The sequence below is a fragment of the Caballeronia novacaledonica genome, assembly GCF_900258035.1.
GTDB lineage: Bacteria > Pseudomonadota > Gammaproteobacteria > Burkholderiales > Burkholderiaceae > Caballeronia > Caballeronia novacaledonica.
Genome location: NZ_OGTP01000003.1, coordinates 341,151 through 354,784 on the forward strand (window position 1 = coordinate 341,151; position 13,634 = coordinate 354,784).

15 protein-coding genes are annotated in these 13,634 nt (G+C 62.5%); 7 read left to right on the forward strand and 8 right to left on the reverse strand.

The genetic code is table 11. The features are described from left to right. Nucleotides 1-27 precede the first annotated feature (27 nt). From NOV72_RS07730 to NOV72_RS07740, 3 genes are all read right to left on the reverse strand, one after another. Nucleotides 28-756: a PepSY-associated TM helix domain-containing protein gene (locus tag NOV72_RS07730; RefSeq protein WP_106853995.1), complete on the reverse strand. Its 729-nt coding sequence runs from the start codon at nt 754-756 to the stop codon at nt 28-30. 176 nt (nt 757-932) lie between these two features. Next, on the reverse strand, nt 933-1,964 hold the full coding sequence (locus tag NOV72_RS07735) for a serine/threonine protein kinase (RefSeq protein WP_106853996.1): 1,032 nt from the start codon (nt 1,962-1,964) through the stop codon (nt 933-935). A gap of 42 nt (nt 1,965-2,006) precedes the next feature. Then, a complete protein-coding gene (locus NOV72_RS07740; RefSeq protein ID WP_106853997.1) occupies nt 2,007-2,219 on the reverse strand; it encodes a hypothetical protein in 213 nt (70 codons plus the stop codon). 322 nt (nt 2,220-2,541) lie between these two features. Between NOV72_RS07740 and NOV72_RS07745 the strand changes: the two genes are divergently transcribed. Further along, a complete protein-coding gene (locus NOV72_RS07745) occupies nt 2,542-3,780 on the forward strand; it encodes an MFS transporter (protein WP_106853998.1) in 1,239 nt (412 codons plus the stop codon). A gap of 227 nt (nt 3,781-4,007) precedes the next feature. Then, nucleotides 4,008-4,190, forward strand: coding sequence for a hypothetical protein (locus NOV72_RS07750; protein ID WP_041730863.1), 183 nt, complete (start codon nt 4,008-4,010; stop codon nt 4,188-4,190). A 39-nt stretch (nt 4,191-4,229) separates the two neighbouring features. Here the strand turns inward: NOV72_RS07750 and NOV72_RS07755 are convergent, their stop codons facing one another. Continuing rightward, on the reverse strand, nt 4,230-4,934 hold the full coding sequence (locus NOV72_RS07755) for a dienelactone hydrolase family protein (protein WP_106853999.1): 705 nt from the start codon (nt 4,932-4,934) through the stop codon (nt 4,230-4,232). A gap of 543 nt (nt 4,935-5,477) precedes the next feature. Here NOV72_RS07755 and NOV72_RS07760 point away from each other — a divergent pair. After that, complete coding sequence (locus NOV72_RS07760) at nt 5,478-6,623, forward strand: branched-chain amino acid ABC transporter substrate-binding protein (protein ID WP_062253468.1); 1,146 nt, start codon at nt 5,478-5,480, stop codon at nt 6,621-6,623. A gap of 54 nt (nt 6,624-6,677) precedes the next feature. Here NOV72_RS07760 and NOV72_RS07765 read toward each other — a convergent pair whose 3' ends face one another. Further along, the gene (locus tag NOV72_RS07765) at nt 6,678-7,901 is read right to left on the reverse strand and encodes an MFS transporter (protein ID WP_106854000.1); all 1,224 of its coding nucleotides are present in this window, start codon (nt 7,899-7,901) and stop codon (nt 6,678-6,680) included. A 313-nt stretch (nt 7,902-8,214) separates the two neighbouring features. Here NOV72_RS07765 and NOV72_RS07770 point away from each other — a divergent pair, with 313 nt between their 5' ends. The 3 genes from NOV72_RS07770 to NOV72_RS07780 all read left to right on the forward strand — a co-directional run bounded on the left by NOV72_RS07770 (nt 8,215) and on the right by NOV72_RS07780 (nt 10,519). Then, on the forward strand, nt 8,215-8,511 hold the full coding sequence (locus tag NOV72_RS07770; protein WP_245932935.1) for a hypothetical protein: 297 nt from the start codon (nt 8,215-8,217) through the stop codon (nt 8,509-8,511). Between the two features lie 360 nt (nt 8,512-8,871). Beyond that, nucleotides 8,872-9,174: an H-NS histone family protein gene (locus tag NOV72_RS07775; protein WP_106854001.1), complete on the forward strand. Its 303-nt coding sequence runs from the start codon at nt 8,872-8,874 to the stop codon at nt 9,172-9,174. A 154-nt stretch (nt 9,175-9,328) separates the two neighbouring features. Further along, nucleotides 9,329-10,519: a cation diffusion facilitator family transporter gene (locus tag NOV72_RS07780; RefSeq protein WP_106854002.1), complete on the forward strand. Its 1,191-nt coding sequence runs from the start codon at nt 9,329-9,331 to the stop codon at nt 10,517-10,519. A gap of 7 nt (nt 10,520-10,526) precedes the next feature. Here the strand turns inward: NOV72_RS07780 and NOV72_RS07785 are convergent, their stop codons facing one another. The 3 genes from NOV72_RS07785 to NOV72_RS07795 form a co-directional block, all read right to left on the reverse strand. After that, on the reverse strand, nt 10,527-10,985 hold the full coding sequence (locus NOV72_RS07785; RefSeq protein WP_106854003.1) for an Lrp/AsnC family transcriptional regulator: 459 nt from the start codon (nt 10,983-10,985) through the stop codon (nt 10,527-10,529). A 94-nt stretch (nt 10,986-11,079) separates the two neighbouring features. Next, nucleotides 11,080-11,715 carry a 3'-5' exonuclease family protein gene (locus NOV72_RS07790; RefSeq protein ID WP_106854004.1) on the reverse strand — a complete coding sequence of 212 codons (636 nt, stop codon included), beginning with the start codon at nt 11,713-11,715 and terminating at the stop codon, nt 11,080-11,082. Continuing rightward, the gene (locus NOV72_RS07795) at nt 11,712-12,356 is read right to left on the reverse strand and encodes an MBL fold metallo-hydrolase (RefSeq protein ID WP_106854005.1); all 645 of its coding nucleotides are present in this window, start codon (nt 12,354-12,356) and stop codon (nt 11,712-11,714) included. The genes NOV72_RS07790 and NOV72_RS07795 overlap by 4 nt, the downstream gene beginning before the upstream one ends. 662 nt (nt 12,357-13,018) lie before the next feature. On the opposite strand from NOV72_RS07795, the gene NOV72_RS07800 reads away from it, so the two are divergent. Then, nucleotides 13,019-13,624, forward strand: coding sequence for a septal ring lytic transglycosylase RlpA family protein (locus NOV72_RS07800; RefSeq protein ID WP_106854006.1), 606 nt, complete (start codon nt 13,019-13,021; stop codon nt 13,622-13,624). Nucleotides 13,625-13,634: the final 10 nt, after the last annotated feature.

Genomic DNA, 13,634 nt, shown 5'->3' on the forward strand with positions numbered 1-13,634 from the left:
CCATGACTCACGCGGCGTAAGCGCAAGTCACATCAATCCACAAACGATCGCCGCGACCAGCGATGCCGCGACGATCACCACGCCCGCAGTGCGCTTCCTGTTCAGCTCGGTCCACAGCAGCACGCCCGTCAGAGACAGCAAAATGATGCTGCCCGCGAACGTGTCGATGAGCAGCACCCAGCCCACGCTCAGGCCCACGCCTTTGTGCAGGTTGGTCATCATCGCGAGGAAGGTGTTTTCGGTGCGTTTCACCGACACGAAGTTGTTGCCCACCCAGTACTCGGCCATCACGCTGCCGCCCGGCGCTGCCACCATCACCGACCATTGCTCCGGCTGCATCGTGCTCTTGTCGCCCCAGCCGACCGGATGCGCCGGCTCGCGCTTCGCGCGCCCGAGATTGCCTTCGATCTTCAATTCCTTCTTCAGCCACGCGCCCATGTCGCGCGGCGTCTTGAAGCCTTCGGCGGGCAGCGGCATCTGCATCTGCGAAACCTGCGGCTCGCCGGTGGAAATGCGCAGCGGCGGCGCGCGATGATTCAACAGGAAACCCGTCGTCCCGAACAGCAGGCCGAGCAGCGCGCCCCACAAGCCGATCCATCCGTGAACCTTGCGCAGCCACTTCAGGAACGTCGAGCGGCGCGAGCGGTTCTTGCGCACGAACTGCTCGGCATCGTCGATGAGGCGCCCATGCGGACGATAGTGCGTCGGGCCGCTCGTCGCGGGCGGCTGCGGATTGAGGGTGTCAGGCGCGTTCACGCGTCTCTCCAGAATTCGGGCGTTGGCAGACAAAGCCGCGCCCCGATCGGCGGGTTCGAACGAACGCGCGGCGATCGACGGAAGGCGGGCAAATGAGAATTGTTATCATTGCATGCGCAAAAGCGCATTTCAATGCTTTGCGATTGCCTGACATTCCGCAAATGTCACGAAAAATTTCAGACAGGCCAGAGCGGCCCTTCCTGCATCGCGCCGACTTGCTCGCGCAATTCGAGGATGCGGTCTTCCCAATAGCGCTGCGTGTTGAACCACGGAAAGGCGGCGGGAAACGCCGGATCGTTCCAGCGGCGCGCGAGCCACGCCGAGTAGTGAATCAGCCGCAGCGTGCGCAAGGCTTCGGTCAGATGAAGTTCGCGCGGATCGAACTCGCAGAAGTCTTCGTAGCCGGCGAGCAGATCCGTGAGCGCGCGCGATGCGTCCGCGCGTCCCGCGGGCAGCAGCAGCCATAGATCCTGAATCGCCGGGCCCATGCGGCTATCGTCGAAATCGACGAAATGCGGACCCGCGTCGGTCCACAGCACGTTGCTCGGATGACAGTCGCCGTGCAGCCGCAAGTGCCGCACGTCGCCCGCGCGATCGAAACACTGCGCGACGCCTTCGAGCGCCATCGACACGACGGTTTCCCAGGCTTCGCGCACGTCGGCGGGAACGAAGGCGTGCGTCAGCAGAAACTCGCGCGGTTCGTAACCGAAGGTGTCGATATCGAGCGTCGGCCGCTCGCGATAAGGCTCGATCGCGCCCACCGCGTGAATGCGCCCGATGAAGCGCCCGAGCCATTCGAGCGTGTCGCGGCGGTCGAGATCGGGTGCGCGTCCGCCGCGCCGCTCGAAGATCGAAAAGCGAAAACCGTCGAATTCGTGCAGTGTCGCGCCTTCGAGCACGCGGGCCGGAACGGCCGGAATTTCGCGCGCGACGAGTCCGGCGACGAACGCGTGCTCTTCGAGAATCGCCGCATTCGACCAGCGTTTCGGACGATAAAACTTGGCGACGACCGGCGCGCCATCTTCGACGCCCACCTGATACACGCGGTTTTCGTAGCTGTTGAGCGGCAGCAGGCGGCCGTCGGTGCGCGCGCCGGCGGGAATCAGCACGCTGTCGAGCGCATCGAGCACGCGCTCGGGCGTGAGGCCGGCGAAGGGCGGCGCGTCGTCGGCGGGCGCGCCGTCGGAATCGGGATGGATCGAGTTCATCCCGGCATTGTGCCCGGCCTTCGCGCGGGCGGCACCATTACTTCAATGAACGACCGTGTTCGACGGACGCACGATATCGCCCGTGTCGATTAGATCTTCGAGGAAGAACGGCTCCGTATTGAGCAGTTTGGTCACGCCGGGCTCGCCCGCGTACCAGGCGACCATCGCCATGTCGCCGAGAATGCGCATTACGATGCCGCGCGCGCCTTGCGGCACGGCAATATGCACGGAGCGGACAATCGAACCGATTTGCATGATGAATCCCCGTTTCAGCGCCGGCTGGGAATAGAACGCCGGTCGTATATTTCACCAAGCACAGGCTTTTCACGGCTCGTGCACCAGACAATCGCCGCGTCTTTGTTGCGGCAAGCGCGACTTGCGCGGCTTTCATGAACGATTGTGCTCTTACTTTAGCGCATCGCGGCGCGTCGGCGCGACGCCAAATGCCTCGTTATGTTGCCGATCGCAGACGACTAGCAGTAATTACTGGTGATCGTCGGCGTAAGGCATCTTTCGCATTAGGCAAAACCCTTGGTATCGGCGTATTGTTAAGGGTTTTTCAGCGGAGACTACATTCGTGAACGCTTCACCGTCGCCGCAGCGCCCGAACGCCGACGATCACACGTATCTCGAACGCGGTTCGCGCGCGTACTGGCGTGCGGCGCTTGCGCTGCTGTTCGCCGGCTACGCAACCTTCTCGCTGTTGTATTGCGTGCAGCCGCTGCTTCCCGAGTTCACGAAGGCGTTCGGCGTCAGCCCGGCGGTCAGCGCGTTGACGGTATCGGTGAGCACGGCTGCGCTGGCGATCGCGATCTTCATCGCGGGATTCGTCTCGGAAAGCTGGAGCCGTCATCGATTGATGACGCTTTCGCTGCTGGCGTCGTCGTCGCTGACGGTCGTCGCCGCCGTGTTGCCGAATTGGCACGCGCTGCTCGTCGTGCGCGCGCTCGAAGGCTTCGCGCTCGGCGGCGTGCCTGCCGTCGCGATGGCGTATCTCGCGGAGGAAGTGCATCCGGAAGGCCTCGGTCTCGCGATGGGCCTGTATGTCGGCGGGACGGCGATCGGCGGAATGGCGGGGCGCGTGATCAGCGGCGTCCTCGCGGATCTGTTCGGCTGGCGCGTGGCCATCGGCGGCATCGGTTTGCTGGGTTTGCTCGCGACGCTCGCGTTCCGCTCGCTCCTGCCGCCGTCGCGGCGATTCAAGCCACGGCGCGGCGTCGGGTTCGCGCATCATCGGCGCTCGCTGGCCGGTCATTTGCGGCATGGCGGTTTGCCGTTTCTGTTTCTCATCGGCTTCGTGCTGATGGGCAGCTTCGTCACGCTCTACAACTACGTCGGCTACCGGCTGCTCGGCGCGCCGTTTCAACTCAGTCAGACGCAGATCGGCGCGATCTTCACCGTGTATCTGACGGGCGTCGTCGCGTCGCCGTGGTCCGGGAAGATGGCCGATGCCTTCGGACGCGGCCGCGTACTGATCGCGAGTCTTCTGCTGATGATGCTAGGCGTGGCGCTGACGTTGTCGAACGCGCTGGCGGTGATCATCGCCGGGATCGCGTGTTTGACCTTCGGTTTCTTCGCCGGGCACGCCGTCGCGAGTAGCTGGGTCGGCCGGCTCGCCGCGCAGGCCAAAGGGCAGGCGGCGGCGCTTTATCTGCTCGCGTATTACATCGGATCGAGCGTGATCGGATCGTATGGCGGCCACTTCTGGACGGCGTTCGGATGGACGGGCGTCGCCGGGCTGATCGGCGCGCTGCTGGTCGTCGGGCTGGCGGGCGCGGCGTATCTGAACCGGCACGAGCGCGCGACGCTCGCCTGAAAATCGAAAGCCGCCTGAAATGGAACGGAACTAAGGGTTTTCCGCGTCCGCTTAAAAAAGATCGCGTCTAAAGCCTTGTTACGCAAGGCTTTCATCTGTCGATGCAGTTTCCCAGCGCACGAAGTTCGGCCGACGCTCGCCACGGAGCGGCCTATACTCGAATTGTCGATGCCGCTTTTCCACGCGCGACGATCAAAGCCAGAAAGCAAGACGATGGGAGACGCACTATGACGTACTTCACGATCGGCGACTTCATCCTGATCATCCCGATGGCGCTGGCTGGCGCGCTGTTCCTCGGGGCCATTCCCTGCGCGACGCATTTCAAGAACAACGTGCTGCGTGTGTTCGGCGCGCTGCTCGGCGTGCTCGCTGCGTTTCTGCTTGTCGAAGGACTGCCCGCGCTGATCTAGCGAGCGCCCCGCGCGGGCGCGCTCGCCGAAGACGCTGCTTTAAAGATGCTCGCCGAGGAAGCTCAGCGTGCGCCCATGCGCGAGCGCTGACGCCCGGGCGTTGTACGACGCGCGATCGCCACAGTTGAAACCGTGGTCGGCTTGCGCGTAGACGTGCAGTTCGGAATTCTTGCGGCCCGCGAACTTCTGGCGCACGGCGTCCACGGCATCGGCGGGAATGTGCGCGTCGAGTTCGCCGTAGTGGAATTGCATCGGCACCTTCACCTGATCGGCTTTATCCAGCGCATTCTGAATGCCGCCGCCGTAGTAGGCCACCGCCACATCCACCGAACCTTGCGCCGCCGCGAGATACGCGAGCCGGCCGCCGAAGCAATAGCCGATCGCCGCGATCTTGCCCGTCACTTCGGGCAGCGCGCGCAGCGCTTTCGCGGCCGCGCCGACGTCCGCGACCGCCGCGTCGAGCTGGGTCTTTTGCAGGAGTTCCATCGCCTTTTCGCGATCCGCGCCTTCGTAGCCCAGCTCGACGCGCGGCTGCGTGCGCCAGAAGACATCGGGGGCGAGCGCGACGTAGCCATCGGCGGCGTATTGATCGGCGACGCTGCGAATGTGGCCGTTCACGCCGAAGATCTCCTGCAGGATGATCACGGCGGGTCCGCTGCCCGTCTTGGGTAGCGCGAGATAGCCCTGGAAGCTGTCGCCATCGGCGGGAATGTCGATCCAGCGGGAAGTCACGGATACGGTCACGTCGATACTCCTTGCGTTGGTGAAATGGTTGGCCGGACGAGTTTGCCAGCTTTCCCTTTCAGTCGCCCTGAACGCCTGCGCGCGCCTGGCACGCCGTTTGACGTGCGGCGCATTTTTAGAGGCCCCAATCTAAACACCGGCTAAAAAGAAGCCTTAAAAGAACAGGCTAATGATGCCGGCGGGCAATGATTATCGGCGCGCGACTGCCGAACTTGAATGATGGCCAAACCTTTGCGCGCCGATGTCGTGGAAACCCGCATGTACAGGGCTTCTTCACAGGAACGCCAGCACAAACGGCGACGCATCACAACTAGCCGTTAATTGGTAGTGACACCACTATCTTAAAAAACTTCCCTAAATTAATTTGACAACCCTACACTTGCGCGCAGTGCGGATGGCGGCTGCCACGAACGGCCTGCCGGAAGGACTTGCCAAGTGCATGACGATGCATCCGGCGTGGTCGTCCACGGGACTGAGCGATCGTGATGAAAGACGGGGCACAGGGCGATTACGTTGTTTTTGGGACCGAAACTGGAGACTTACATGAACACCAAGCTTCACAAACTGTTGCCGATCAGCGCCGCAGCCGTGCTGTTCGCTACGTTGGCAACGTCCGCAGCAGCCGACCAGGTCGTCAAGATCGGTCACGTCGCTCCGCTGACCGGCGGCATTGCTCACCTGGGCAAGGATAACGAAAACGGCGCGCGGCTCGCAGTCGAAGAGATCAACGCCAAGGGCCTGACGATCAACGGCCAGAAGGTCACGCTCGAACTCGACGCGCAAGACGATGCAGCCGACCCGCGCACCGCGACGCAAGTCGCGCAGAAGCTGGTCGACGACAAGGTCGTTGGCGTCGTCGGTCACCTGAACTCCGGTACGTCCATCCCGGCTTCGAAGATTTATAGCGACGCGGGCATCGTGCAGATTTCCCCGTCGGCGACGAACCCGACCTACACGCAGCAAGGCTTCAAGACGACGTACCGCGTCGTCGCGACCGATGCGCAGCAAGGCCCGGCGCTCGCCAACTACGCGGCGAAGCAACTGAAGGTGAAGAGCGTCGCCGTCGTCGACGACTCGACCGCTTACGGCCAGGGCCTCGCGAACGAGTTCGAAAAGACCGCCAAGTCGCTCGGCCTGAAAGTGATCTCGCACGACGCGACCAACGACAAGGCCGTCGATTTCCGCGCGATTCTGACGAAGATCAAGGGTGAGAACCCCGACGCCGTGATGTACGGCGGCATGGACGCAACCGGCGGCCCGTTCGCCAAGCAAGCCAAGCAGCTCGGCCTGCGCGCGAAGGTTCTGGCGGGCGACGGCGTCTGCACGGAAAAGCTGTCGGATCTGGCCGGCGACGCGACCGACAACGTCGTGTGCTCGGAAGCGGGCATGGCGCTCGAGAAGATGGACGGCGGCAAGGCGTTCGCGGACAAGTTCCAGAAGCGCTTCGGCCAGCCGATCCAGATCTACGCGCCGTTCACGTATGACGCGGTGTACATCATCGTCGACGCGATGAAGCGCGCCAACTCGACCGATCCGGCGAAGATCGTCGCCGCGATGCCGAACACGGACTACAAGGGCGTGATCGGCGAGACGACCTTCGATTCGAAGGGCGATCTGAAGCACGGCGTGATCTCGCTGTACAACTACAAGGGCGGCAAGAAGACGCTGCTCGACGTCGTGAAGATGTAATCGACGCGGGACTTCGGTCTCGAAAAGCGCGCGGAGCCGAAAGGCCCGCGCGCTTTATATTTTCCAGCGCTTCAGAATGCGCGGCCCGATGACCGTGATGATCAGACAGCACGCCGCGACGACGCACAGCCCGATGGGCAGCGTGCTGATCTGCGCGACGCCGCCGATCAGCACCGGCCCGAGCAGCAAGCCGAAATACGCGAGGCCCGCGACCTGCGCGAGTCCTTCGGCGGCTGTGACGCCTTCGACGCGCGCCGCCGCCGCGAACAGCACCGGCATCATGTTCGCGAGGCCGAGGCCCATCAGCGTGAAGCCGGTCATCGTGACGACGGTGTTCGGCAGCACGAGCGCCATCACCATGCCGACGAACGCGAGTCCCGCGCTGCCGAAGATCAGTTGCGGCGCGCCGAAGCGCGCGCGCACCGCGTCGCCGCCGAAGCGTCCGGCCGCCATGCCACCGGAAAACGCGGCATAGGCGGCGCTCGACACCGACGGCGTGGCCTCGACCACATCGCGCATATAGACCGTCGCCCAGTCGTACATGGCGCCTTCCGCGATCAGCGCGATCAGTGCGAGGCCGCCGAGCGCCCACAGCGCGCCCGAGCGCCAGCGATTCGACGACGACGCCTTCGCGTGCTCGTCGTGATGAGGCACGTGCGGCAGCACGGCAGGCATCGAAACGAGCAGGACGACGAGGCTCACGCCCGACGCCAGCGCGAGATGCGCAGCCGGTGAAAGTCCGTGCGCGAGCAACGCGCCGCCCACCGCCGCGCCCGCCATCCCGCCGATGCTGAACATGCCGTGCAGCGACGACATGATCGGCCGGCTCAACGCCTGCTCGACCGCGCTCGCTTCGGCGTTCATCGCGACGTCGAGCGTCGCCATGCCGAAGCCGAAGATCGCGAGCACGATCAGCAGCAGCCAGTACGTGGGCGTGATCAGAATCAGCGAGCCGCAGAGCATCATCGTGATGCCGCCCGCCAGACAGGCCGTGCGCGTGCCGGCGCGCGCGATCCACGGTCCGGCCGTGAGCATCGCGAAGATCGAGCCGCCCGCGACGGCGAGCAGCGCGAACGAGAGCATGCCGGGGCTGAGCGCGAACTTGTCGCGCACGGTCGGCACGTGCACGCCCCACGACGCGTACATCATGCCGGCGATGAAGAAGACGGCCATCGTCGCGTAGCGCGCACGGACGCGCGTGGCGTGCGGAAGGCTGCGATGCAGCGCGAGCGTCGGATTGGATTCGCAGGCGGCGGAGGCGGTAGTCGAGTCGGACACGAGAGAAGTCGTTTTGAGGATTGCGCGCAAAGCTTGCGCGAGACGGGAGTGCGACCGGACATGATGCCATCGGACGCGAAGGCTTTCGATTCTATCGAACGGCCAGGCGACACGCTCGCATGCGCTGCATTACCATCGTCCGACGATCGACAACGTACGAAACCCGGATGAACATTCCGTCGCAAGCGCCGCTTCATTTGCTGCATCGCGTAGCGGAAGGCGGCTCGCGCGGCGATACCTGCGTTATCACCCGGATACGGCGCGTAATCTGCAACTCGGCGATTTCGTATTCTGGGTGATGTCGGTGGAACGCATGCGGTATATCGGCGGATTCGGCGCGATGGGATGGCTCTCCGGCGATGAACTCGATTCGCTGCCGCCAGTAAGCGCGGCCGATGAATCGATGCTCTACGAATATTGCGATGCGGCTGCGCTCAGGCAGCCGAATCTGCGCTTATTGGGGGTGGACCGGTACGGCTGCGATTTGCTGCTTACCAGCACAGATACGCGCAATCGTTTTACATTCGATTACCCAAAACTGACGAAGGGGGATTTGAAAGCCGCACTTATCGATTGTTTTGAGCGTCAAGGGGACATTTCAGGGCGATAAATCCGAATTGTTGCGGCCCGACTTCGCGGCTCATCGAGCCGGATCGCTCAATAAATCGCGGCAAGTTGCCATCCCATGAAACTTTCTGACGGGCGCTATTGCCGTTGTTTTCATCCGATGCCATCACCCGGCCGCCGTGTCAATGAACGGTGTGTTTCTACGCCGGATCAACAAGTGCCCCAAACTTCGGAATTTTCGGCAAATGTTACGAAGAAAGTTGCTAAACTTTTTATTAAGTGGCAATTCGCACATGCCGCGATAATAGGAACTGTGTTAATCTGCGTCCCAATCCGAGGTTATACTCATAACTGAAAGCGAGCGCACCGATTCGCAAGTCAGCAAACCACTTAGGGAAATGCCATGCCGTCATACAAGGAACTGCTCGCTCAGCGCGAGTCACTCGAACGTCAGATTGAAGAAGCGAAGTCGCGCGAATACGCCGAAGTACTTAATGAGATCAAGCAGAAAATGGCGGATTATGGGATCACGCTTCAGGAACTGGCTGGCGGCCGCGGCGCAAAGAGCGCGAAGGCCGCGCGCAGCCGGTCTGGCGTTGCGCCGAAATATCGCGACCCGGAAAGCGGCAGCACTTGGTCGGGCCGCGGCAAGCCGCCGAAGTGGATCGCTGGGCAAGACCGGGATAGCTTCCTGATCGGCAAGTAAGTTCTGAGTTGAACATGCAAAAAAGGCCGCGTTGCAATACGCGGCCTTTTTATTTCGTGCCCGATAAAACGGCGACGCCGTTGCTCACGGCCTCGAAAGCGCCGCGACGCGCCGGCTGCTAGCATTCAAGCGTGAAGGGCCCGAGATAAATTACATGACGCTTTCAGCGACGCACGCCGCGGAAAAACACGACGTTGCCCGAAGGACCACGTGGACAAGCATCGCGCTAAATAGCGGGCTTACCACGGCGCAACTCGTCGTAGGTTTTCTGGCGCATTCCCAGGCGCTGATTGCGGACGGCGTTCATTCGCTTGCGGACATCGTGTCCGATTTTATCGTGCTGATCGCGAACAAGCACGCAGGCGCCGCGCCGGACGTCGATCATAACTACGGCCATAACCGTTATGAAACGGTGGCGTCATTATTCCTCGGCGGATTACTGGTTGCCGTCGGTGTCGGAATGTTGTGGCGCGCCGGGACGCGTATTGTCAACCTTCAGGATATTCCGCCGGTAAAGGCCGCCGCGCTCGCGGTCGCGATTATCGTGCTCGTCTCCAAGGAAGCGCTTTTCCGCTATATGCTGCGCGCGGCGGAACGAGTGCGCTCCGCGATGCTCGTCGCAAATGCGTGGCACGCACGCTCGGATGCCGCTTCTTCACTGGTCGTCGCGCTCGGTATTATCGGCAGTTTGGCAGGGTTTCGGATTTTGGACCCGATCGCCGCTGCGCTCGTCGGTTTCCTGGTCGGTAAAATGGGATGGACGTTCGCGTGGGACGCATTACAAGATCTTTCTGATCGCGCACTCGATAAATCGACCACCGACGATTTGCGCACCATTTTGCTGGCCACGCCCGGCGTGCGCGAAGTCCACGATTTCCGCACGCGCAAAATGGGCGATCTCGCAATCGTCGATGCGCACATTCTCGTCGATCCGCTGATTTCGGTTTCGGAAGGGCATTACATCGCCGAATCGGCGCGCGCGAACATGCTGGCCGATACGCGGGTCATCGACGCGCTCATTCACGTCGATCCCGAACTCGATGAACTGAATCCGCTGCCGGGCAATTTCCCGCTGCGCTCAACCGTCAGCGACGCCGTGCGCGCGGCGTTCGCGCAGGAGGGTTTGGCGGTCGAGACGTTGAATCTGCATTATCTGAGCAGCGGCTTCAATGTCGATGTCACGCTGCCCGCGACAGGCGCGGCGGATGCGGCCGCGAAGCTGAAGTCGATCGATTTCGACGCGCTCAGGCGCAAGATCGGGGCGCGCGAAATTCATGTCGCGCAGGCGCTCGATCTCGCGCGTGCGTCGTCGGCGACGAAACGCGCGATCGATACGCCACGCTGAACGCCGCTCAGAGCGGCAATTGCGTGTCGAACTTGATTTCGCGAAGCACGACGCTCGTTCGCACCTGCGCGACGGCGGGAATCTTGAAGATGCGATCGTGCAGGAACGAGTCGTACGCCTTGATATCGGGCGCGACGATCTTGAGGATGTAATCGGATTCGCCGGTCGTGCTGTAGCACTCGGTCACTTCCGGGCAGGTGGCGATTTCGCGCTCGAACTGCTCGACGCCGCCTTCGGTGTGACGTGTCAAATGGATATGCGCGAGCGCGCAGACGTGGAGGCCGAGCTTCTCGCGGTCGAGCAGCGCCGTGTAGCGCTGAATGACGCCCGACTGCTCCATGTCCTTGATGCGGCGCCAGCATGGCGTGCTCGACAAGCCGACCTGGTCGGAAATTTCCTGAACGGAGCGCCGCGCGTCGAGCTGCAGAAGACGCAGGATTTTTTGTGAGAATGTATCGAGAGTCAACTGCGCCTCCGTTCGGTCGCGATTGACGCTAATAGTAGAGGCGCCAGAAAGGAAACGCAATGCAACGCGCCCGCACTGAGGGAGATTCCCTAACTCACTGGCTTGACTGCGCGGTTTTACCTTCGGCGTCGTCGCTGGATTCGGCAGATGCCCGCGCCAGCGCCGCCTGCGACGTCCGCAGTTCCGCGAGCATGTTGCAAAAGAGCGCGCCTTGCTCAATGGCATCGTCGAGCGCGACGTGCGTGTGCGGAAGCTCGTCGAACCAATGTTTCGGCAGACGCGGCTTGATCGCTTTGCGGTACGGAAGGCCGGTCATCGCGAAGGCGAGCGTCTTGATATCGAGCGCGGACCACGAGAACGGGCAGCGCTCGGCGAAACGCATCATGTACCAGAACATATAGGTGAAGTCGAAGCCCGCCGGATACGCGACGAACACCGGCTTGCCCGGCAGCGCCTCCACCCATTCGACATAAGCCGGCAGCGCGATCTCCGGCTTTTGCAGATCCTTGCGGCACGCGGCCCACGCGTCGGGCTGCGTTTTCCACCAGGCGGCCTGAACCGGATGCGGCGCCGCGCCTTCCAACGTTTCGAGATTCGCGGAGAACGTGCCGATGAGCTGCTTGTCGGCCGTGAAGGCTGCCGAGGCGAAACTCAGCATCGAATGCGGGCCGGGAATCGGGCCATCGGCCTCGACGTCGGTGCTGACGTAGATTTCAGGAATCGCGTTCACGCTGTCACTCCGTCGCGTACGAACGGGTTGGTGCGCCGCTCCTCGCCGAACGTCGACGCCGGGCCGTGACCGGGAACAAAAGTGACGTCGTCGCCGAGCGGCCAGAGCTTTTCGCGGATCGAGCGGATGAGTTCCGCGTGATTGCCGCGCGGAAAGTCCGTGCGGCCGATCGAACCGGCGAACAGCACGTCGCCGACGAACGCGAGCTCGTGCTCGCGGCTGAAGAACACGACGTGGCCCGGCGTGTGACCCGGACAGAAATAGACTTCCATCGACTCGTTGCCGAACTGCACGGTGTCGCCGTCGGCCAGCCAGCGTTCCGGCGTGAACGCCTCGGCGTTCGAGAACCCGAAGCGCTGCGTCTGCGCGGGCAGTTGATCGATCCAGAACGCGTCTTCCCGATGCGGTCCTTCTATTTGTATACCGTAATGGTCGGCGAGCGCTTTCGCGCCGCCGCAGTGATCGAGGTGACCATGCGTCAGAAGAATCTTTTCGACGGTCACGCGCTGCCGGTCCACTTCCGCAATGATGCGCTCGATATCGCCGCCCGGGTCCACGACGGCGGCGCGCCGGGTCGCCTCACAGATTGCGATGGAGCAGTTCTGCTGGAAGGGCGTCACGGGAACGAGAATGACTTTCATATGACTGTCGCCGGTACGCGCGGGTCTGTAAAAACGTTCATTGTACCGGTGCCATAACGCGTGCAACGATGACGGTTCGAGCGCTGGAAAACCCTAAAATGTCGGCAATTCTTACGCTCATAGAGAAAATCAATGACGGAATGTTGGGTCGGGCGAGACGAACCGCTGTTTTTTTGTATAATGGCACTACTTGTGCATGGATCTAACCATGCCGTCAAAAGGCGAAGGTCGAAACGCCAGTGCGTTTTTACAATCGCTGTCAGTACGCTGTTCGGGGCCAAAAGCCTCGCAATTGCAACTCAAGCACCTCCAGTGGGTGCACACGTCTTGTCCGGCCAGACGCCGCGCGTCTGTCAGATGGCCTTTGCAGCCGTCACGCCGGATGGGGCCTACGCCGCCGTTCCTGCGCTTACATAAGGTTTTTCAGCGCACGAATGTGATGCCACGTTCGATGGCGGCTTGTGGGGTCTGGTCAGGCTGCCGGGGACAGGTTGCGCCAGACGTGAACAATAACCGGGCGTTTGCGGCACGAGTGCGCCGCATCCGAGCACAGTTCGCCGTTCGCTTGACCGAGCGGCGTTCTGCTTTGCACGGCAAAGCCTCGAGCAGCCATCGCGCGCCGACCAGCGCAGCGCGGCCGCTCCTTTATCGTAAACACGTCTATGAATGCTCGATATATTCGACATGTCGGAAGCCTGCTGGCAGTGGGTGTGCTAGCCGGCTGCGCCGCGCCGGGTTCGGGCGATGTCGCAGCCAATCCTCAGAAGACAGACTCTCTGAGCACGAGCAGTGCCCGCTCGCCGGCGCCGCTCGCGTTCGATTCGCATCTCTCCGCTCTGCCGGCCGACAAATCCAGCCAGGCTCAGTCGCTTTCGAGCGCCGAGCCGATCACGACCGGTCCCGACGCCGGCAACTTCGAACAGAAGGGCAAGGCGTCGTGGTACGGCCGCATGTTCCATGGCCGCAAGACCGCGAGCGGCGAGAAGTTCAACATGAACGCGATGACCGCGGCGCACCGCACGTTGCCGCTCGCGTCGTGGGTGCGCGTGACGAACGAGTCCAACCACAAGACGGTGGTCGTGAAGATCAACGACCGCGGTCCGTACGTGCGCGGGCGCGTGATCGACTTGTCGTACGCTGCCGCGGCGGTGCTCGGCATGCGCGGCGCCGGCACGCAGAAGGTGAAGATCGAAGGTCTCACGCAGCAGGAAGCGCGTGCGGCGCGCGAAGAGCAGGCGCAAGCGCTTGCCGACGACAGCGTGAACTGATCCGCTTCGC

Bases quoted from the DNA above. Each gene is read 5' to 3' on its own strand.
- NOV72_RS07735 (WP_106853996.1), bottom strand. From the start codon at position 1,964: ATGAACTCGATCCATCCCGATTCCGACGGCGCGCCCGCCGACGACGCG.
- NOV72_RS07740 (WP_106853997.1), bottom strand. From the start codon at position 2,219: ATGCAAATCGGTTCGATTGTCCGCTCCGTGCATATTGCCGTGCCGCAA.
- NOV72_RS07750 (WP_041730863.1), top strand. From the start codon at position 4,008: ATGACGTACTTCACGATCGGCGACTTCATCCTGATCATCCCGATGGCG.
- NOV72_RS07760 (WP_062253468.1), top strand. From the start codon at position 5,478: ATGAACACCAAGCTTCACAAACTGTTGCCGATCAGCGCCGCAGCCGTG.
- NOV72_RS07770 (WP_245932935.1), top strand. From the start codon at position 8,215: ATGCGGTATATCGGCGGATTCGGCGCGATGGGATGGCTCTCCGGCGAT.
- NOV72_RS07775 (WP_106854001.1), top strand. From the start codon at position 8,872: ATGCCGTCATACAAGGAACTGCTCGCTCAGCGCGAGTCACTCGAACGT.
- NOV72_RS07780 (WP_106854002.1), top strand. From the start codon at position 9,329: ATGACGCTTTCAGCGACGCACGCCGCGGAAAAACACGACGTTGCCCGA.
- NOV72_RS07795 (WP_106854005.1), bottom strand. From the start codon at position 12,356: ATGAAAGTCATTCTCGTTCCCGTGACGCCCTTCCAGCAGAACTGCTCC.
- NOV72_RS07800 (WP_106854006.1), top strand. From the start codon at position 13,019: ATGAATGCTCGATATATTCGACATGTCGGAAGCCTGCTGGCAGTGGGT.